Consider the following 21,645-nt stretch of genomic DNA (forward strand, 5'->3'; position numbering starts at 1 on the left):
GTCATAAGCCCAACACTTATCCCTCAATCGAAAATTTATTCTTATCCTGCCAGTATGGTTCAAAATACAGTTACAGTTGAATGTGATGCAAAAACATATTTAACCTTTGTTGCGTCTGATACTTATGATAATACAGAATTAAGCGTTAATAATACGTCAGACTGGTTTCATTTAGTAGATAAAGCAAATCCTGAAACTGCGGTTGGAGCAGCTTATTTTGCATGGGATAATGTGACTGTTGATGGCAAACCTGCGTATATTTCACGAGCAAACGATGCTGCTATCACAGGGACTAACTACTATAATGTCCTATATAAAGGGCCAACCAATGGTTGGACATCAAAACAACAGACAGAATCGGTTGATAAAGGCTCTCTGGCTCTAATTTCAGGTGAAATTTTCCAAGCAAATTTCAGACAGGGAATTGAAAGTAATCCTACTCAAACCTTTATTTTATCTAGAGATGAATTAAGTAAAAAAGGAATAGATTTATCTAATGGTTTAGATTTTATCGGGGAGGCTGTTCTCACTTTTAACTTTGGTGTCTAATTTTAAAGTAATTGATAATCACAATATAATTAAAATTTATATTGTGATTATCTTTTGCTATCAATAAGAACCCCTCAAAATTTAATATAATTAAGGACTTCTCATATAACATAAAATTATTTTTGTATTTCTTTTAAATAATCAGCAACACGATATTCAATATTTTTACGCTCAATGTCAGATAAAGAATAAAACATAGCGACATTATTCACATCATAATTTAATAGTAAACCATAATAATATGCTTCTTTCACATCACCTTTGAGTAGAAGTGCTTCATAAAGTTTGTCAAAAGAAGATATTGCAAAATTCATTTTTCCTAATCGAATATTCATATCTAAAATATAATCGTTATGATTTTTTAGTGTAGATAAATACACATTCACGAAAGGATCCTTACTTATGTATTTTGGTGCATTAGTATACATATTATTTAATTCAGAATACAAAAAATCATTTATTTCATATGGATAATCTAACGATAATTGATACCACTCAATAGCCTTATCAAGGTTTCGTTCAACTAAACACGGTGACTCTAAATAATAATCAGCAATGATACTAATACTAGAATATTTGTATTCATTAGAAGAGCTGTATTTACTAGGTTCTTCTCCTGTTGTTAGCCATTCTTTAAGATAGTAGTCTGCTTTATTGATATTATCTTTATCTTCACAGATATTTTGCATATAGTACCAATAAATTAACTCAGCCGCTTCTTTATTTCCTAAATCATATGCTTTTTTGGCATAAATTAAACTTCTTCCACTATCTTCAATACTATAAAATCTTGCTAATTCTAGTTGTTGTTTACTACTCTCTTTTTGGTTTAGTAAATAATCAAGTGTATTATCTCTTTTTTCCTTCCATCTTCTATCTATTTCATATTTTTCTGATTCCAGCTCAAAGTGAGACGAATTGATGCTAATACGTCGTTCATATTCAGATGCTTTCGCAATGTTCTTTCTAACCCCCTCTTTACCGTCTCGATAAATTATAGCTAATTCTTTTAAGCAAATAAAATCACCTAAATCTGCACATTTTCTTCGCCAAGCCAAACGCTCCTTAATAGTGATATTAGTTAACTTATCAAAAGAATAGTCTTGATAAATTTCATCGCGAGCATTCTTATCTTTATACTCTTTTGTAATAATAAATTTAATTGCATCAATAGAACCTATTTCAGCTAATTTAAATATATCCTTATAATATTTTTTTAAATTATCTTCATTAATATTGTTAGCTGAGTTCTCATGTATTATATTCTTTATTGTATATTGAAATGCAAGATTTGTATTTTGACTTAATAATGGTTGAATAGCCTTTCTTATTTTATCATCATATAGCGAACGTTCCACAATAAAATCAATTACATACTGTGAATCCATTCCATATCGGAAAAGAATACTATATCCTTCCTGTCGTTTTTTTTCGGTCAACCTTCTGCTTTCTAAATCATCTTTCAATTCTGAAACAATATTAATAAGAGCTTGATCATCTATTATATTTTTATATTTAATAGTCGCAATTGCTTGATGAAAAGTAGCTTCATAGGCATAACCTCGTGCTTTTTGATATAATGAAAAAGCATATTCTTCATTATTGGCGACATCTTCTTCTAAAAGAAGATCTGCATAAAAATGAGCTAAGCTATAGTTTTGATTAAATGTACCAGCTGATTTATTTTTAATTACACTCTCTCTTAAAATATTCACAATCTCTTCTTTTTTAAGATAATCAGAAGCACCAAAATCAAAATATATTTTTACTAATTCTCTTTGGCTTTTACCTGTCAATTTATCATTAGTTATATTTTCTTTCAGAAAACTAACTGCTTTTCTAATATTCTGATGAACCCCCTCACTATTAGAATATAATTTAGCCAATAATAATTTGCTTTCAGGAGATGGCTGTATGTTATATGCTCTCTCTACCAGCTTAAGTGCTTTTTCAAAATTATAAAAACTACTATTTGGTTTTAAATAGACATTAGCGAGCGCTAGCATGGCTTGTGGAGAGTTTGGATATTTCAATAATAATGTATTAATATATTTTTCAAGCAAGTTTCTAAAATAATTTGATGATAATGTATCACTATTATTTAATTTCTCTATTATTTTAATTAATCCATCATGATGCGCTAAATCAGCAGATTTTTTTAAATATATATTAGCTAAAAAAGAATTTTCTTGAAGGGGATAGTTTTTCTTATCACCCTTGTAGATTTGATACAGAAGATATGTTGCCTCAGGATAGTTCAAATATGCTGAATCAAAAAGTAAGTTAATATCTTGACTTATTAACTTATATTTTAAATACATCATTTTAGGATCTTTTTCTTCAATAAAAGGACGTATCATATTTTTAGTCTTTTTTGATTGTTTTACTGAATCCTTATTCTCTAAATATTGATATACAGCTTCTTTATTACCTTCTTCTGCTAATTTTTCTAATTCTTCAAGTGTTCTTTTTTTTTCAGACCAAGATTGCTCACCATAAATAGGGAGTAGCGTATATTCTTTTTGATCATAATAAATCACAGGAAAATTAAGGTCATGTAAAAAATCTTTCGCTATTGAAGAGCCTAAATCAGCAGCTTTAGTTAATGACGTTAATCCTTGAGCATCATCAGTAGGACTTTGGATTAATCCTTTGTTACGTAAATATCCTAAATTATAAAGTGCATTTCTATTTTGTAAGTTTGCTGATTTTATTAACCATTTTTGTGAAGCTAAGGCATTTTTATCAACCCCTATGCCATCCCAATACATCATTGCTAAACTAAATGCCGCTTGCGGATCACTTTGCGCATGTTGTGAAAAATAATTAAACGCCTCTTTATAGTCACCTTTTTGATAATAACTATAACCATTTGGCTTTAACTCTGGTTGGATTTGATTTTTATTGAGATAAAGCCCCAAGGCAATAAATACTAAAAAAATGGAGATAAGTATATTTTTAATTTTACGAGACATAACATTCCTTTTAAAGCTCATTATTTTTATATAAATATAGCACAATAGTAAAAATTAAAATCAATATAATTGCTATTCTTTTATTTATATTTTTATATTAATTTATTTAGATTTGTTATAAAAATTGATTGACATTCAATACTCCACTCTATAATCAGCCCTCGTTGTGTCGTATTATTCAGCAAATAGTTTGACTACTTCACGTCTAAATATCACTAAAATAAGCTTTTTAATATTACAATCTTTCATCTGACAAAATTAAATACCTTACTATACTAATATATATGATTAATATTTAATCATTTTTGAATAATAATCAGAGGATCTAAAAAGATTATTATTTATAATTATAACAAACCATAATTAACTTAATCTTTATCAAATTTAAATTCCGTAAAAATAAAAAAATCATTTTAAATCACTAGAAAGTGTCTATTAATGATTTACAGTTTGATATTAAATCTTATTTATCCAAAATGCGATTTTAACTTATTGCCTCATTTGTCAGTTTATGTAAACATCAGCACCAAATTTGACTTAAGATAATATTCTCAATGAAAGTCAACTAATCGCTAAATTCCGTACCCTAAACTTATATTTAACCTGCGTAACAACGGATTTGTGACTGCATTAGTAAGGATGTCCGGATCTATATTTCATTACTGACATCGCCTTAATTCATTGAGTTAGACACATGCAATTATTGATTGATGAATTAGGCAAAAATATGCAAAAAAAACAATTCTCCCTTACATCACATCATACTGACAAACAACATCGTTTATTAAAATGGAGCTTACTCAGCTTATATTTTATCTCTGTCCCCTTATTGGCTGATCCCGTCAATCAAGCACTCTCTATCGATGCCCGCGAGCAACAACGCCAGCAAGAACGAGAGCGCATGTTACAACAGCAGAACAACCCCGTTGTGGATACGCGTATTCAACAGCCTGATTTAACGCTGCCTGATTATCCGCAAAATGAACAACCCTGCTTTACCATTTCCACTATCCGTCTTGATGGTGAGTCCGCTGCCGATTTTCAGTGGACATTAAAGGCCGTTAACGACGCCAAAGGCCAGTGCTTGGGTAGCCAAGGGATTTTGTTAGTCCTCAATAAAAAACTAATAGAGGTCAGCGATTGTTATGGACATTAATCAAGATATTAGACGTTTAGGTGAAAATCTGAAAGGGCGTTTGGCGCCTGATATTGTTGATTTTGACTTAGAATATATAGACCACTCAGAAAGTATTTTAGCTTTTGAAACGTTATGCGATCACATAGCTGACTATGATGTCGTAATAACCAGTGATGAGTATAAGCAGATCATTGGTATTGTAAATAAGCTAAATCTTGAGTTAGATGATAGATATTTATATATAAATCCAGATAATATTAAGTGAATTAGGGTCAATGAAAAGATCCTAGTTCAATACTAGGATCTTTTGTATTTATCTCATCCCTTCAGCCACTTACCGATAATAGTGAGTTGTGGGCTAGGGTTAGGTTACCCCCCTGTTCGGTAAGTAACCCACTGTATATTGTCTGGTTTTACCCCCTTCTTCTTCTTTAGCTGTCTAGCTTTTTACCTTACAACTGCGCACTAATGCCAACCGTCGAAAAGCGAAACCCACACCGACAGCCACCAGTCGCAAGGCAGTACCTTATTTACCGATATGAAGACCGCAGACTGAGTAATAGAAATGGTGTAGCTGCAAATCAAGATAAAATATCTACTTTTATGGTTGAAAGCGATACTCGAATAGTCCTTAATCATGGTTCGTCTACAAATATAAATAGAGTTATCTATAAAGAACAAATATTAATAAATAATTAACTTACCATCATCAAAAAAATAACAATTTAATTTTTAAAATTACTCTACACTTACTCTAAAAAAGATAAAAATTATTTTTATCTTTAGTAATATCTATGATAATTGGATAGCTACAGTTTAAAAATAGAATAAATATAAAATAACAATCACTTTAAGAATATCTTAATTAGATAAATTAAAAATATATCAATTTGTAATTAAATAAAATTATAGATTGTGTATTATAGAGTATTATTTATATTTTTAAATTTATAAAAAGGAATGGCTATATGAAAAAATTGCTATTTAGTCTTGCTACGCTGATTGTAATGTCAACACCAGCATTAGCTACTCCACCAGGCGCTAACTTAAAAATAAACGGTGATATTACTCCCCCTACTTGCACCGTTAATGCTGGTGATAATGATATTATTATTGATTATGGTGTAATATCCCCCTCTTTTATTCCTGCTGAGGAAAATTACGCACTAGGAACTAAGAGTGCCAATATCAAAATATCCTGTGATGCAAGCAATTATTTAACACTTAAGGTATCAGATACTTATAAAACAAGTTCAACAGATTCAGCGAAAATTAGCGTTTTTGGATTAGTTAATGCAAAAAATACAGAACAAGAGATTGGTGGATATATAATTGATGTCATTGATATCAAAGTTGATAATAAACGAGCTTATTTAGGAAGAGTGGCAGATAAGATTTGGACTGGATCGTCTGCAACTATTTTTAAAGATACCTTAACAGCGTTAACTAGTGAACCTCAAGCCCAGGTTGATAAAAATAATTTAAAACTTATAGCTGGAAAAGTGTTTAATGCAAAAATACAAATAGGAGCTTATAACGAAAGTAGGTATGCGTATATTTTATCAAGAAAAAAATTGGCACAAAACAATATCGATTTAACTGATGGAATTGATTATATAGGTGAAGCTGTTTTTACTTTTAACTTTGGTGTCTAAATTTCAAAATCATTGATAATCACAATATAAATATATGTTAATTTTTATTGTGATTATCTTGTGTTATCAACTTATCTATAATGCTGTGTACTGATCGTGCTGATACCTAAAAATCACCAATCAGCCCTTCAACTAAATTTAATCGCATGCCAATAAGAGAGTAATTACTATAACGATAACAAAAAAAGAATCCCCTCTTTCGTCAAAAGCGTGAGGAAATATCTCTATTTTCGTTAATCCAAACTCTGCACTCTAACTATTTTTATTAATATAAATTATCAGTATTAATACTTAAAATATGACACAACAACCAAAAATAATTAACTTTAAAAAATATCTTTTAGCGAATTATTTTCAATAAAAACAAAACACAAACATATCTATATATCACATCAATAAAAATAAACCTTTCCCTTAAAGTTAGAAACTAAATAGCTATAATAATCAACTATATTATTTAATTACTGCTACGATTATTTTAGTAATAAAAACGCCTAATTGTGATAGTGATTGGAAGAAATAATAAGAAAGTTATCTATACTAAACTAATATCAAATTTTAAGTATCAAAATATTAAAGGAGTTTGACGAAATGATACGATGTGTTCGCTTATGGACCGGAGAAGATGGTAACTCTTTATTTGAAGAAGGTATCATCGAATTTAAGGATAGTTCACGAGGTGATAGTGAGAGTTTGCCAATTGCTGTTTCAGAGTTATCGTTTAGAGAAACAACTTCGGGTGGTTCATATGATTGGCATCAAGATCCCGTTCCTCGTTATGTTATTACGTTATCAGGAACATTAGAGTTTGAAACAAAAGATGGCTCAACTTTTATCATTAAACCCGGTGATGTGCTGTTAGCGCAAGATAACAGTGGCACTGGTCATAAATGGCGTCTTATGGATGATGAACCTTGGCGACGAGCTTATGTTGTTTACAAAGAAGATGCAGGATTATGTTTTAAACCTACCAAAACAACTAAGTAATTGGGGTCTGTATGAATAAAACTATTAGTGAACATGTAGATGTCGCGCTCATTGGTGCTGGCATTATGAGTGCAACACTTGGCACACTTCTGAAAGAACTAGAGCCTAATTTAAAAGTCGCAATGTTTGAAAGACTTAATGATTGTGGTCAAGAAAGCTCTAACTCATGGAATAACGCGGGAACAGGACATGCTGCTAACTGTGAGCTAAATTATACGCCACCAAATCCTGACGGCACCGTTAATATCAGTAAAGCGTTAGAAGTGAACACCGAGTTCGATTTATCGCGCCAATTATGGTCTTATTTAGTAACAAAAGGAAAAATTGCCGATCCGCGTGATTTTATTCATGCTTGCCCTCATATGAGTTTTGTTTGGGGTGCAAATAACGTTAAATTCCTTCATCAACGCTATCGCCAAATGTCTGCCAATCACTGTTATGAAAATATGCAATACAGTGAAGACAAACAGCAAATTGAAGATTGGGCGCCATTAATTATGGAAGGGCGTGATCCGAATCAACAGCTTGCTGTCACCCGAGTAGCTACTGGTACTGATGTCGATTATGGCGCATTAACACATCTATTAGTTAAGCAACTTTCTCAACAAGATAATTTTGAGTTGCACTATAAACATGATGTTATTGATATCAAAAGAAATGAGACTGATGGTTGGAATATCGAAGTTAAAGATCTCACCACCCATGATAAATACCTAATTACAGCTAAATATGTATTTGTTGGTGCCGGTGGACGCGCTATCGATTTACTCCAAAAATCAGGTATTCCAGAAGGTAAAGGCTACGGTGGTTTCCCTGTTAGTGGTATTTGGCTACGTTGTGATGAAGATAAAATCAGCTCTCGCCATCATGCCAAAGTTTATGGAAAAGCAGATGTAGGCTCACCACCGATGTCTGTCCCCCATCTTGATACTCGTATTATTGCAGGTAAACGCTCCCTACTCTTTGGCCCTTATGCTGGATTTTCAAGTAAATTTTTAAAACACGGCTCCTATTTAGATTTATTTGAGTCAATTCGCCCCAGCAATATTGAACCTATGCTAGATGTCGCGAAAGATAACTGGTCATTAACTGAATATTTAATTGGTCAAGTATTACAAACGTCAGCACATCAATTTGAAATGCTTAAACAGTTCTATCCTCAGGCTCAACATGAGGATTGGCAAGAAGCTGTTGCAGGTCAACGAGTGCAGATTATTAAACCCGCAGCTAAACATCATGGCGTATTAGAGTTTGGTACTGAGCTAATTAGTAGCGCAGATAAATCATTTTCAGTGTTATTGGGGGCATCACCTGGCGCTTCTACAGCAGCATTTATTGCCATCAATATCATTAAATCTTGCTTTAAACAGCAACTTGAAAATGAGGGTTGGGAAGATCGTCTTAAAACGATTATTCCAACTTATGGTATTGATCTCAAAATAGATGCCGATGCTTGTCGTAATATTCGTGCATCAACGGCTAAGATATTAAAATTAGAAACACCTTAGTTATATCTTACCGATAAAAATAAAACAGACCGGAAATTAAAGGTCTGTTTTATTTTTTATTTGCATCGTTATTATTAATTACCCTTTTCCAAGTAAATATACTTAGAAAAATTACATCATTTCTACAATAGTGATACCACCAATAATAGAAAGTAATGAACATAGCGTACTTAATAATACAGTGCCCGTTGCCATATCAGCATAGGCCTTATTTGTAATAGCTAAAGCAGGCACCGCTGTTGCAGTAGGCAATACACCAATTAGAAAGACGGCTTTTAATAATTCAGTTTCTAATCCAAGTGCAAATCCCGTTCCTAAAATTAATGCCCCTTGTACAACATTCTTTATTATCACATTAAAAATAATTTCAGTATTAACTTTGAGTTTGAGCCCTGAAATTAATAGTCCTAAGAAAAATAATGCTACACCACCAGATGTTTTCCCTATTTCATTCACTGAGTTTTGTAAAATCTCTGGTAGCTTAACGCCGAAAATAGCTAGCATAGCCCCCAAAATAGGCAGGAAAACTAATGGCTGAGAGATAGCATTAAGCAATGACTGTAAAATGCTTTTTCCTTGTTTGGCACCACTAATGATCATGATAGTAAAAGGTAAAATAATTACCGTGTAGATCAAATTTCCCACCACCATAGCAATCAAACCAGATGAGCCGACTGTTGCCAGTAATACTGGTGGTCCACAATAAGCCATATCAGGAAATGAAACCGATAATGCCTGCATTGCTGAGTTCTTTTTATCATGTTTAAAAAAGAACTTGCCGCCTAAAAAACCAATAAGATAAGAAACAATTAATCCTACCGCGAGAGCTAATAGATAGTCGATATTAAAGAAAACCGACGGAGAAGCTTGGGTTGCCGCTAAAAAGAGTGAAAAAGGCAGAGCAATTTTAACGACAAAATCAGCAAAGGCTTGTGAATACTCTCTTTTAATAAATCCATATTTACCGGAAAGCCAGCCAACTAAAAGCCCTAAGATAATAGGGCCCAGCGCTGCTAAAATGGTTTGTAGTAACATATTACCTCTGGTTGCTTAATATAGTGTCCCCACTTTATTCAATGTCTATAACTGATAACAAAATAGTTATCTATTATATGAATAAAGTAAAAATATTCGTATTATTACCTAGTAATAAAAATTAGAACATTTTAATTATCGGATATATTTAAAATCATTCAAATGATAAATAACAATATTACTTCACAATGATCAACAGGATACTTTATCGAGTAAACTAAACAGGGAAGTAAACCAACACGGCAATTAGGATTTTAAGTATTTTTACTTAAAATAAACCTAACAATGGTAATAAACAGATAATAAAAGAATAGTTTTTGAATAAAAAATAAAATAGGTAGCAATAAATTAAACCATATGGAAATGATTAATCGAGCTTATTTTAATATATATGACAATGCTATATTGCATTTTTCAGCCTAAGGACACTGTTTAGGCACATCATTTAGCTGTTGATGCTGTTGCTCAAAGAGCACTTTTTTCTTATCTGCTTCTTTGATTATTTTTAATATATAGATACTATCAAAATCACCACTTTCCCATTTAGGAATAGCTTTTGGATCACCACCAAATTGCGCCACAATATCTCTTACTACTTTAACTAAATTATCATGCTCCCAAGCAATAAAAATGACTGAATTCTGATATTCTTCGCTCAGCAGTTTATTACGTAATGGGTCTATCTCTTTGGCATGGTAATTTAAATGGATTGGCAGTGATGTTTTCACCGCAAGAGGTGTTAAAGTTTGAAGAGAGCGTAATGAATTTCCAAGTTTACTTTGTTTTGGTGCTGCAGCAAATAACGCATCAGGCTGACCAAATTGTGTTATCAATCGATTAGGTAACGCTAACGCACGATTTAATCCCTGACAACTTAATTGCCCGCTATCATTATCAGGCTTTTCACCATGACGGATAAATACCAGCGTTTGTTCTGAATAAGCCATAAGATTAAATCCATATAAAATGAGGCTCAAAAAGATAATGATATAGCGCATATAACACTCCTTTTGAGCCGTTTAATTTTTAGCCAAAGACTTTGGTTAGATGTGCTTTATATTCTACAATATCTTTCTCAATATTAGGCTCTTTAATGACGTTGTTGGTCATAAAAGTAGGCAGCTGAGATAAACCAAGAAATTGTTGTGATTTATGAAAAGCAAAATAGACACCATCAACCCCTCGCCCATCAAAGAAATTACCAAATTCATTGAAAGCTTCAATAGGGGCATTCCAAGTCACGGAGATCATATATTGCTTACCTTGCAACAATCCCCCGCTACCATATTGTTTGCTTGGATCATGACGAGTACGTCCATCGTTTTCATATAGTTTGCCGTGACCATAAGTATAAACTTCATCCATATACTTTTTCACTTTCCATGGCATCATCATCCACCAGCCCGGCATCTGATAAATAATAGTATCAGCCCAGATAAATTTCTCTATCTCTTCGTTGATATCATAGCCTTCTTCAATTTGTGTTTCTTTTACCTGATGCCCTAATGTCGCTAAATGTGCCAGAGCGATATCATGTAATGTACGGTTTAATTGTCCTGCAGAATGCCCAAGTTTTTGTCCACCGTTAATAAGTAGAATATTCATATTTACTCCTAATTTTCTTACTACTAAATATTTAATATGAGCTATTTTAACAGAAAATAAACGGATGCACTTCAGGGCAAAAAATCACCCAAAAGAGACACTGCAGTATTAATCACTTTTATCGAAACAAAATAAACCAACAATAAGTTAAAAATGCTAAAAAAGTAGCCATTAATCACTGTGTATTTTAATAAAGTGGATTATTGCTTTTATCGCAAAAGTCTATTGTTTATTGTCTACTTTATTGCCTATCTAGCGCTAATTAAACTTTTTACCAATTTAACATTACCTTTATACGCTATTTTACTAGGAACAATAATGAAAGCATTTTTTCCTTTATTTGCCCTCGCTACAGGAGCATTTGCCATAGGAGCCACCGAATTTACACCTATGGGATTGCTACCTAATATTGCTAATGGACTGAGTATTTCCATAGCAACCGCAGGTGGATTAATTACTGGTTATGCTGTTGGGGTGATGATTGGTGCACCTATTATGACATTAAGTCTTGGCAAATTAACCAAACGTCATGCATTGGGATTATTGTTATTATTATTTATTGCAGGAAATCTATTAGCCGCACAAGCAGATAGTTATTGGAGCTTAATGATAGCTCGGTTGATCACTAGCCTAAATCATGGTGCTTTTTTTGGTATTGGCTCTGTCGTTGCTGCCAGTTTAGTTGAAAAACATAAACAAGCCTCTGCCGTCGCTGCTATGTTTATGGGATTGACTATCGCTAATTTAGTCGGTGTACCCTTAGTCACTTGGATTGGACAACAATATGGCTGGAGATTAGCCTTTATATTAATTTCAGGTCTGGGTTTTATTACCCTAATCGGATTATTAATGTTTTTACCTGTTATGCCTAAAGGAAATAAGCCTAATATTAAATATGAGCTGGGTGTTCTTACTCGCTTACCCGTTGTATTAGCACTATTAACAACCGTATTTGGTGCCTCTGCACTTTTTGCCTTGTATACCTACATTGCTCCTTTTTTAACCAATACCGTTCATATATCTGAAAGCCATGTCGCTGTGGTATTAGTTATTATTGGTCTAGGATTTACTATCGGGAATTACTTAGGAGGAAAACTATCTTCTTACGGTATCGAAAAAACATTAATCCTTTTCTTCATCCTACTTATCGGCTCTATGTCAGTTTTGCCGTTAGTTTCCAATAATGTGTATCTGGCAGTGGCGACTATTTTTATTTGGAGTATCTCAAGCTTTGCACTTGTTCCCGCGTTACAAATTAAAACAATGCAAATCGCCCATGATGCACCCGCCTTAGTTTCATCGGTAAATATAGGTGCGTTTAATTTAGGTAATGCTATCGGAGCCATCATCGGCGGTATCGCATTAAAATACAGTTATAACATTGTGCCTTTAACCGCGGCACTGGTAGGCGTTATTGGCCTGCTTCTCGTCTATTCACAAATCAAAATAAAAAAATCGTTCTCCTCAGAATGTTGCGTTAATTCTTTATAAGCGTAAATAGCTCAATATAATCTCAAACTGCGATTCATAATGAGTCGCAGTTTGATTGCTTTTTGATTTAATCGCTGTTCAACACTGCTAATCACAATCACCATACAGATGCTTTTTATGAACAACATGGCTATTTTTCACTCTGAGCATAAAACAACCTCAAATGTTAAATCCTAAAACATTGCTAACATAACTTATGAAATTATTTATCAACGATAAAGATTTTTATCAGCTGATCTTGCTTTTTATGGGCGTTATTTTCAATCTCTCGGACTTTATAAGCGATCGTACTTAACGCGATTTCAAATAAACAAGCGTCAAAGTCTGTAGAAAAAACAAGCAGCAAAAACAGAATAAACCTGATAGTTAAGTAGCAGAAATTTTCGCTACTTGTACCCGATAACAAAGAAATAACAATAAGCGGAAAAACAGATAAGTGAGTGAAAATGATATGCTGACAATTTTCTAGTGTATGTATTATTTCCCCTTTGTTAATACCCTAACAATAGTCGTCTTAGTCACAATTAAAAATAGAGAGTAATAATAAGACATCCCCTTTTTGGTATATATGACGATTTTTTATTAAGAAAAAAGCAGATCTCGATCACTATTTTAACTTTAGCTATATTTACTAGCCGTTCAATATTTACAGCATTTTTATCTAATCACTTGTTTAAATATTAATTATCACACTGATTTGTAATACAAATAATTTACCTATTATACTAGTAATATCATAATGTAACATAAAAAAGAACTTCATCACTGATAGTAAAGTGTCAACTAAACAATTTGTATAATATTATCTTTTCTTTATGAATTTTGAATGAATAATATATCTAACATTAATCATATTCTTATTTATTGGAACAAAGCAATATAAAATAAATTAGCGTTTGTTTTTTATCATCTTTATTTTCCACAAAAAAATAAATAAAAAATCTTAAAATAAAAAAACTTTTAAAATTAAAAATAAAAAGAATTAATCTCTATATAAATTTAAAAATAAAATATTATTATTTATTAATTATAATGAAAGATAAAATATAAAAAATAATTAATATCAATAATGAATATATTAAATGGTAACGTACTTTGGTTTATAAAACTGATTTTTATAACACAGACAAAAAACATTAGAAAAATTTATGTTTTATAGGTGTCGAATGAGCCGGATACCAATAAAAAAAGCTAATTTAGGCTTTAATGTATCGAACAAGTTACCAGTATAAGTAATAAAAAACTCTATTTTTACTATCTAAAATCATCTTGATAACAATAACAATAAATTAATTACATTGATAAAAGTCAAAAAACAAGACAAATAATAACTAGTTAGTAACAAAAATAGATTTTTTTTATATTTGTCACACAATTGATTTTATTCTATTACATCTTTCTAAATTTTTCCTACAATAGCCCACAACCTAACCTGACAATAGTTTAAGTAACGAATGCTTATATTATTTCTTTAGGTAACTATCTTTTTTTCTTTATGATTTATCGTTTCAGCAAAATAGAAAACCATCAAACTAAGTGCCCTACACAAAACATAAATGACGAATGAATAGGTTTGCCGGTGCAGTGATAAACGATAAAAAATTGCAAACTTAAGGATAAAAATAATTATGTCAGACTATCTATCATTTTTACTGGGAATTGTTCCTTTAGCCGTTCTGATTTTTATGATTTTAAAAATGAAATCGGCCGTTCATCACGCTGTCCTCGTTTCGCTAATTATCACTGTGGCTCTCGCTATTTTTCATTGGAATAACACCCTACAATTTGCCTCTGTATCTGTACTTTATGGTGCGGTAAAGGGATTATGGCCGATTATTATCGTTATTCTGGCGGCTATTTACAGTTATAACCTAATGCTAAAAACAGGAGGAATGGAGGTATTAAAAGACGTATTAGCGGGGATCAGCGATGATAAACGCGTACAAGTTTTACTTATCTCTTGGTGTTTTGGCGGTTTTTTAGAAGCAGTTGCAGGTTATGGTACAGCAGTTGCTATTCCTATCGGTATTTTAATCGCACTAGGTTTTGATCCCTTTAAAGCAGCCGTCGCTTCACTAGTCGCAAATACGGTACCTACCGCATTTGGTGCCGTTGGTATTCCAGTGTCTATTTTGGCACAAAATACCGGCCTTGATGTATTGGTGTTAAGTAAAACCATTATTATCCAACTTGGTTTATTCAATATTCTATTACCTTTTGTCATTGTTGCTATTGCTGGTGGTGGTATTAAAGCCATTAAAGGTGTCGGCTTTATTACTTTAATGTGTGGGATCAGCACCTTAATCCCTCAATATATTGTCGCAGCTAATTTAGGTGCGGAATTACCTGCCTTTGCAGGAAGCCTAGTCAGTCTGATTGTGGTTATTTTCTTGGCTAAACGCATGAAAACAGGCCATGATAAAAGTAAACAGCCAACAAAACACTCAGCTAAAGAGCTATTAGTCGCTAGCTCTATCTATCTGTTTACTTTTATTTTTATCTTAGCCTGCTCTCCGCTATTCCCTACAATCCAAACCGCAGTAGGAACTATTGCAACTAAAATTCCTTTTGTATTAAGTGATACTCAAACTGAATATCAAACTATTGCTTGGTTAAGTACGCCTGGGGTATTGATTATTTTAGCGAGTTTTGTTGGTGGCACTATTCAAGGTGCAAGCCTTTCAACGCTCTTTTCTGTATTAGTAAAAACCACAATTCAATTAAAGAACTCCATTATTGCCATTATGGCTATTGTTGCGATGGCAACGGTAATGGATTTCAGTGGCATGATTGGTAGCATTGCGGAAACATTAGTTAACTTTACTGGCGCTGGATTTATCTTTATTGCCCCAGTCATTGGTGCACTAGGAACGTTTGTAACCGGAAGCGATACAAACTCTAACGTACTATTTGGCAAGCTTCAAACCAGTGCAGCGGCAAAACTCCATGTTGATCCCTTTATTCTCGCAGCGGCTAATACCTCTGGGGCGACTGGCGGTAAGATGATTTCACCACAAAGCATTGCGATCGCCGTTTCGGCGACCAAAATGGATGGGCAAAGCAGTGCCATTATGCGAGAAACATTAAAATATTGTATTGCCTATATCATCATTCTAGGTGCCAAAATCGGCATTATTTATCACCTAATGAATTAACTATACAAGATAAGTGATGGCTTATCTTGGCTATCACCTATCGCTTTGACATAACGAAAATAAAGAAAAATAACCAATAAGAATTTTATCTTAAATAAAAATGACAACATCTGAGCGATGTTTTGGAGTTCGGTGAATGAAAGTTAATTTTTATGCAACCTGTCTTGGTGATGTGCTAAAAGCAGATTCGGCACGAGATACCGTATTATTGCTCGAAAAATTAGGTTGCGAAGTATTATTTCAAGAGCGCCAGGGTTGCTGTGGTCAGCCAGCACTTAATAGCGGTTATGTTAATGATGCAAAACCCGCAATGAAATCATTAATTGAGACATTAGAAGTTAATGATTATCCGATTATTTCCCCTGCAGGCTCTTGCACTTATGCGATTAAAGGCTATCCCTGCTATCTTGCCGATGAGCCTCAATGGGCGCAGCGAGCCCAAGGTGTGGCCGATCGTTTAATTGATCTTACCAGCTTTATCGTCAACACCTTAGGTGTGGTTGACGTTGGCGCCCGCCTTGCGGGTAAAGCGGTTTATCATCCCTCTTGTAGTTTAACGCGAAAGTTAGGGGTTGTTAGTGAACCTTTAACCTTATTAAAACATGTTGAAGGACTCGAAATGTTACCTTTCGCCAATTCAGAAACTTGTTGTGGTTTTGGAGGCACCTTCTCAGTAAAAATGTCAGAAATTTCCGGTGAAATGGTCACTGAAAAAGTAAAACATATCATGGAAGTCAGCCCTGATTACGTCATTGGTGCAGATACCAGTTGTTTAATTAATATTCAAGGCCGTTTAAGTCGTGAAAAGCGTCCTGTCAAAGTGCTGCATATTGCACAAGTTTTAATGAGTCAATAAGGGGGCTGCAATGTCTATTAAAACCAGTAATATCGATTTTAGACCACGCTTAGCGCATGAAATGAATGATACCATTATGCGTAACGCCGTTGTTATGGCACAAGAGCGCATTGGAGCCAATCGCCAAATAATGGTAAAAGAGTTAGGTGATTGGGAAGCGTGGCGTGATCGCGCAGAACAAATCCGTAACCATGTTCTTGAAAACTTAGACGCTTATCTTTATCAATTATCAGAAAAAGTGACTGAAAACGGCGGTCATGTCTATTTTGCCAAAACGGCAGAAGATGCGACACGCTATATTTGTAACGTTGCCAAACAGAAAAATGCCAAGAAAATCGTTAAATCAAAATCGATGGTAACCGAAGAAATCGGTATGAACAAAGCCTTGCAAAATGAAGGTATTGAGATTATCGAAACCGACCTTGGTGAATATATTCTGCAACTGGATAACGATCCCCCTTCTCATATTGTTGTACCGGCGATCCATAAAGATCGCTACCAAATACGTAAAGTGCTAAATGAAAAACTAGGTTATCAAGGTAGTGAAACCCCTGAAGATATGACCCTTTTTATCAGGCAACGTATTCGACAAGATTTTCTTTCTGCTGATATTGGAGTCACAGGTTGTAACTTTGCGGTTGCAGAAACGGGCTCAGTCTGTTTAGTAACTAACGAAGGTAATGCACGGATGACGACCACATTACCTAAAACCCATATTGCCGTTATGGGAATGGAACGTGTTGCGCCTACTTTTGAAGAAGTCGATCCGCTGATCACGATGTTATGTCGTAGTGCGGTTGGCTCACGCCTAACTAGTTATAACACTTGGGTAACTGGACCTCGTGAAGCGGGTAATGTTGATGGCCCTGAAGAGTTTCATTTAGTGATTGTCGATAATGGTCGCTCTGAAATTTTAGGCTCACAATTTAAAGATATTCTACGCTGTATCCGTTGTGGAGCCTGTCTAAACACCTGTCCTGCTTATCGTAATATCGGTGGTCATGCTTATGGCTCTATTTATCCCGGCCCTATCGGTGCAGTTATTTCGCCACTCTTAGGAGGCTATAAAGATTTTCATGACTTACCTTATGCCTGCTCATTATGCAATGCATGTAATGTGGTCTGTCCAGTCAAAATCCCTTTAGCACAATTGATCCTTAAACATCGTCGAGTCATGGCAGAAAGTGGTTTAACACCAAAAGCTGAGCGTCGTGTAACCGGTATGTTTAATTACATTAATGCGCACCCCACGCTTTGGAAAGTTGGCATGAATGTAGGGGCTAAGATGGCGGGCTTGATGATCAAAAATGGCTCAACTCCAATCAAGATAAGTGTACTCAATGATTGGATGGCATCACGTGATCTCCCAAAACCCGATGGTTATAGTTTCCGTAGTTGGTTTAAGCGCCACAAAGCAGAAGGAAAAAAATAATATGTTAAACGAACAAAATCGTGCTGAGTTTCTGCAAACTATTGCTCAAAAATTAGGACGTGAGGTGACGCATACGCCAAAACCACAAGATCCCCCTATTAATAATTTAGCTAAAACACGCTTAACAAATTTAACCCAAGATGAATTATGCAAAGAATTTACTGATTTTGCACAAACCCAGCAAGTAAGATGCGTTATCACTAAACCAGAACAAGTGATAAATAGCTTAATAGCGCTTTGTGAAAGCTATGATTGCCAAGGCTCAGTGATAATAAGTGGTGATGAGCGCTTAAATGCACTTGGTGTAACACAAGCTATTAGTGAAAAATTTGAAACTTATATTTGGGATCCTAAACTCGGTCATGAAAATATTATTCATGCTGAGCGTTCTCAAATAGGGATTGTCTTTGCGGAAGCGGGATTAACAGAATCTGGCGGGATTGTGCTGTTTTCTTCTCCGGAAAAAGGGCGTTCTGTCAGCCTGTTACCTGAAACCTCGATTGTTATTTTACGCAAAAGTGACATTTTACCGCGAGTGGCTCAACTTGCAGAGCGTTTACACAAAATGGCACAAGATGGGATCAGAATGCCTTCATGTATCAATTTAATTGGTGGTGCAAGCTCAACGGCTGATATTGAATTAATCAAAGTATGGGGAGTTCATGGCCCAGTTCATGCCGCTTATCTTATTATTGAAGATTGTTAGTTTAAACGAAACAATATAAAAACGATAACCAAATAACTTAACGTCATGGTCAACGGATTGACCCAAATACAAAACACCTTTTATACAGGTGTTTTGTATTTATGGCTTAATTAGTGAGTAATAATTTAGCTCGCCATTGATTTAATTTTATTTCACAAGCCAGCAATACTTCATCAGCACCATTGCCCCCCATCATTAAAGCAGATTGACGTTGGCATTCACTACTTCTAAAAAGAATAAACTGCTCTTGTGAACTGACTAATGCATCAATAGCACTTTTAGCCGCGATAGAGTCACTATCTTCAAGGTCGCCTTTGCTTTTATTATAGATAACATTCAACTGCTCTTCAGATAATCTCAGTTCATCTAATAGACAAGCTTTAATGGTTGTTTGGCTTGCATCTGTTAACAACTCATAACATTTGGTCAGGGGATCGTGATTTACTTGAGCAAAGGAGGAAAAAGAGATCAAACTCATTGTGAGTAAACTGTAAGAAATTAAAAGCGTACCTATCTTCACGTTGGCTCCCAATAATAAATTTTTTACTAAATTTGACTGTCAAATATAAGGTATTAAAGAATTAACACCACATCTATTAGTGCGAAAACACAAATTTAGGATATGTCGCATTAAGTGTAGAAAATAAATCTTAATAAGAAGTAAAACTATAATTAATAAGTCTTTAAATCTATCTATTTTATTAGTATTTTTTATAAAAAAAGGTGTTTTAATAATAATCTTAGTAAGCGTTATATTTATCTACTGAGAGGATAATATACAAAAAATCAGGTTTAGTGTTTTTTCTCGATTTAAGTCAATTTTTTTTGATCCTCTGAAGTTCTATTTTTAGCAATAGAAGCAAAAAAATAGACTTTTTTTACTTGATGTCAATAGCAAAACAAAGCGTTTTGCAGTAATCTCATCGCTGATTTTTTGCTACTTTCTCCCTTTAAAACCTCTGGTGGTATGACAAATATGTTGTATAAATTTACCCCCATTATTCTGCTGATAATTTCCAATATCTTTATGACTTTTGCTTGGTATGGCCATTTAAAATACGGTAACAAGCCGTTAATTATAGTGATCTTACTCAGTTGGTTAATCGCTTTTGTTGAATACTGTTTTGCAGTTCCTGCAAACCGTATCGGCCACAACTATTACAGCGCAGCCGAATTAAAAACCATTCAAGAAGTCATCACACTAACCATTTTTGCTGTTTTTTCGGTGACTTATTTAGGTGAAAGTTTCACACTTAACCACTTTATCGGTTTTATTTTAATTGGTGCGGGTGCGTTATTTATTTTTAAGGGGCCATTTTAAAGAATAAAAAATAGTTGCTGATAAAATAAATGAAAATTTTCAAAACCTCATTTCGAAATGAGGTTTTTTGTTTTGTAGAGTCCCGCATTAGTCGAACAAAAAACAATCAAAATAATTGATTGCAATTATTAAGTGCTAACCAGTAATTCACGGCAAGATTAAGTTATATCATTCAATAAATTACCACATCCCATATTATGCACTGCATTAGTAGAAATTTGACTACAAAAAGCAAATATTGCTCTTGAAAAAATATTTTCATTCAGCGCATAATAGCTAGCTAAGAGAGGCATTGTTTCTCTTTCTTTCTTTGTTGCTTCTCTTAAGTGAAAACGATTTTCAAAAACTTCTTATATTACTTTAAGGTCAGATAAAACGGTATCTGGTATGAGCAAACATTCTAACGATTTTATTTATATGCAGGATAATCCCTGTATGCATTGTGGTGCATGTTGCGCCTATTTTAGAGTCTCTTTCTATTGGGCTGAAATGAAAAGTGGTGGTGGTGTTGTTCCTGACGAATTTACCGAACCCTTAACCCCTTTTCTATCATGTATGAAAGGAACTAATGAGAAACAACCACGCTGTGAAAAATTGATTGGTGAAGTTGGTGAATGCGTGAGTTGTGCAATTTATGAACAGAGACCATCCCCTTGCCGTGAGTTTGAACAATCTTGGGCTAATGGCGTAAAAAATGAAGCTTGCGATCGGGCAAGAGCCGCTTTTGGGCTTCCTCCTCTTCCTAATATTTCTCTACCGCATTCTGCGTAGAACATCAGAGGGGCTAGCCCCTCCTGAGTCTCTTTGATCACAATTTTGCACTTCTTTGCATAAAATAAAGAATTTTCACCAAAAATAGCATTATAAAATAATAGGTTAGTTTGACTTTATTTATAAATCATCTAGTATAGAGAGTAATCAATTAATAACGTGTATTTAGTGAGGTTTTTTATTTAAAAATAGCAATAAATTAGGAGGTCACTATGATCAGTAGCTCATTTTTCATTCTTTTCCTTTCCCTTATTTGTTCCGTTGCCGTTGTCAGTATGTTACTCGGTGGCTTAGAGGACTAATTATGAATATTTCTGATGAAAATATTCTCCCCCAGAAATAGACGCCCATACCAAAATAATTATTTTTAGTATGGGCGTCTATTAATATTATATTAATTAACTTTCTTTTTATTTTGCTATTACTCGTTATTAGTAAATATTTTTATATTCTATTTAAAT

18 protein-coding genes are annotated in these 21,645 nt (G+C 33.7%); 13 read left to right on the forward strand and 5 right to left on the reverse strand.

Annotated features, from left to right (window positions below):
• Positions 1 to 549, forward strand: a 549-nt coding sequence (locus HMPREF3129_RS07790; RefSeq protein WP_254668239.1) for a fimbrial protein, incomplete at its 5' end; no start/stop codon positions are given.
• Positions 550 to 665: 116 nt separating this feature from the next.
• Here HMPREF3129_RS07790 and HMPREF3129_RS07795 read toward each other — a convergent pair.
• Positions 666 to 3,524, reverse strand: a complete 2,859-nt coding sequence (locus HMPREF3129_RS07795) for a tetratricopeptide repeat protein (RefSeq protein ID WP_070486922.1) — start codon at positions 3,522 to 3,524, stop codon at positions 666 to 668.
• Between the two features lie 694 nt (positions 3,525 to 4,218).
• Between HMPREF3129_RS07795 and HMPREF3129_RS07800 the strand changes: the two genes are divergently transcribed.
• The 5 genes from HMPREF3129_RS07800 to mqo all read left to right on the forward strand — a co-directional run bounded on the left by HMPREF3129_RS07800 (position 4,219) and on the right by mqo (position 8,812).
• Positions 4,219 to 4,680, forward strand: a complete 462-nt coding sequence (locus HMPREF3129_RS07800; RefSeq protein WP_036918745.1) for a hypothetical protein — start codon at positions 4,219 to 4,221, stop codon at positions 4,678 to 4,680.
• The gene (locus tag HMPREF3129_RS07805; RefSeq protein WP_004248486.1) at positions 4,670 to 4,927 is read left to right on the forward strand and encodes a MafI family immunity protein; all 258 of its coding nucleotides are present in this window, start codon (positions 4,670 to 4,672) and stop codon (positions 4,925 to 4,927) included. Before HMPREF3129_RS07800 ends, HMPREF3129_RS07805 begins: the two co-directional genes overlap by 11 nt.
• Positions 4,928 to 5,630: 703 nt before the next feature.
• Positions 5,631 to 6,317, forward strand: a complete 687-nt coding sequence (locus tag HMPREF3129_RS07810; RefSeq protein WP_036918747.1) for a fimbrial protein — start codon at positions 5,631 to 5,633, stop codon at positions 6,315 to 6,317.
• Between the two features lie 591 nt (positions 6,318 to 6,908).
• Positions 6,909 to 7,304 (forward strand): cupin domain-containing protein, encoded by a 396-nt coding sequence (locus HMPREF3129_RS07815; RefSeq protein ID WP_004243954.1) that lies wholly within the window; start codon positions 6,909 to 6,911, stop codon positions 7,302 to 7,304.
• An 11-nt stretch (positions 7,305 to 7,315) separates the two neighbouring features.
• Entirely contained in the window at positions 7,316 to 8,812 is a 1,497-nt protein-coding gene (gene mqo, locus HMPREF3129_RS07820) for a malate dehydrogenase (quinone) (RefSeq protein ID WP_036918749.1), read from the forward strand.
• A 111-nt stretch (positions 8,813 to 8,923) separates the two neighbouring features.
• On the opposite strand, the gene HMPREF3129_RS07825 is transcribed toward mqo, so the two are convergent.
• From HMPREF3129_RS07825 to HMPREF3129_RS07835, 3 genes are all read right to left on the reverse strand, one after another.
• Positions 8,924 to 9,847, reverse strand: a complete 924-nt coding sequence (locus HMPREF3129_RS07825) for an AEC family transporter (RefSeq protein ID WP_036918752.1) — start codon at positions 9,845 to 9,847, stop codon at positions 8,924 to 8,926.
• A 419-nt stretch (positions 9,848 to 10,266) separates the two neighbouring features.
• On the reverse strand, positions 10,267 to 10,845 hold the full coding sequence (locus tag HMPREF3129_RS07830; RefSeq protein WP_004248493.1) for a histidine phosphatase family protein: 579 nt from the start codon (positions 10,843 to 10,845) through the stop codon (positions 10,267 to 10,269).
• Between the two features lie 28 nt (positions 10,846 to 10,873).
• A complete protein-coding gene (locus HMPREF3129_RS07835; protein WP_070486925.1) occupies positions 10,874 to 11,452 on the reverse strand; it encodes an NAD(P)H-dependent oxidoreductase in 579 nt (192 codons plus the stop codon).
• Between the two features lie 318 nt (positions 11,453 to 11,770).
• Between HMPREF3129_RS07835 and HMPREF3129_RS07840 the strand changes: the two genes are divergently transcribed.
• The 5 genes from HMPREF3129_RS07840 (at position 11,771) to HMPREF3129_RS07860 (ending at position 19,092) form a co-directional block, all read left to right on the forward strand.
• A complete protein-coding gene (locus HMPREF3129_RS07840; RefSeq protein ID WP_004250414.1) occupies positions 11,771 to 12,943 on the forward strand; it encodes an MFS transporter in 1,173 nt (390 codons plus the stop codon).
• 1,628 nt (positions 12,944 to 14,571) lie between these two features.
• Positions 14,572 to 16,098 carry an L-lactate permease gene (locus HMPREF3129_RS07845; RefSeq protein ID WP_004243961.1) on the forward strand — a complete coding sequence of 509 codons (1,527 nt, stop codon included), beginning with the start codon at positions 14,572 to 14,574 and terminating at the stop codon, positions 16,096 to 16,098.
• Between the two features lie 136 nt (positions 16,099 to 16,234).
• Positions 16,235 to 16,954, forward strand: a complete 720-nt coding sequence (locus HMPREF3129_RS07850) for a (Fe-S)-binding protein (RefSeq protein ID WP_036918755.1) — start codon at positions 16,235 to 16,237, stop codon at positions 16,952 to 16,954.
• Positions 16,955 to 16,964: 10 nt separating this feature from the next.
• Complete coding sequence (locus HMPREF3129_RS07855) at positions 16,965 to 18,386, forward strand: LutB/LldF family L-lactate oxidation iron-sulfur protein (protein WP_004243964.1); 1,422 nt, start codon at positions 16,965 to 16,967, stop codon at positions 18,384 to 18,386.
• A 1-nt stretch (position 18,387) separates the two neighbouring features.
• A complete protein-coding gene (locus tag HMPREF3129_RS07860) occupies positions 18,388 to 19,092 on the forward strand; it encodes a LutC/YkgG family protein (protein WP_004248495.1) in 705 nt (234 codons plus the stop codon).
• A 106-nt stretch (positions 19,093 to 19,198) separates the two neighbouring features.
• Here HMPREF3129_RS07860 and umoC read toward each other — a convergent pair whose 3' ends face one another.
• A complete protein-coding gene (gene umoC / locus HMPREF3129_RS07865) occupies positions 19,199 to 19,612 on the reverse strand; it encodes a flagellar biogenesis regulator UmoC (RefSeq protein WP_036918758.1) in 414 nt (137 codons plus the stop codon).
• A gap of 456 nt (positions 19,613 to 20,068) precedes the next feature.
• Here umoC and HMPREF3129_RS07870 point away from each other — a divergent pair, with 456 nt between their 5' ends.
• Both HMPREF3129_RS07870 and HMPREF3129_RS07875 read left to right on the forward strand, forming a co-directional pair.
• Positions 20,069 to 20,413: a DMT family protein gene (locus HMPREF3129_RS07870; RefSeq protein ID WP_004248496.1), complete on the forward strand. Its 345-nt coding sequence runs from the start codon at positions 20,069 to 20,071 to the stop codon at positions 20,411 to 20,413.
• A gap of 387 nt (positions 20,414 to 20,800) precedes the next feature.
• The gene (locus HMPREF3129_RS07875) at positions 20,801 to 21,184 is read left to right on the forward strand and encodes a YkgJ family cysteine cluster protein (protein WP_004243972.1); all 384 of its coding nucleotides are present in this window, start codon (positions 20,801 to 20,803) and stop codon (positions 21,182 to 21,184) included.
• Positions 21,185 to 21,645: the final 461 nt, after the last annotated feature.

It is taken from the genome of Proteus sp. HMSC14B05, assembly GCF_001808035.1.
Taxonomy (GTDB): domain Bacteria; phylum Pseudomonadota; class Gammaproteobacteria; order Enterobacterales; family Enterobacteriaceae; genus Proteus; species Proteus mirabilis.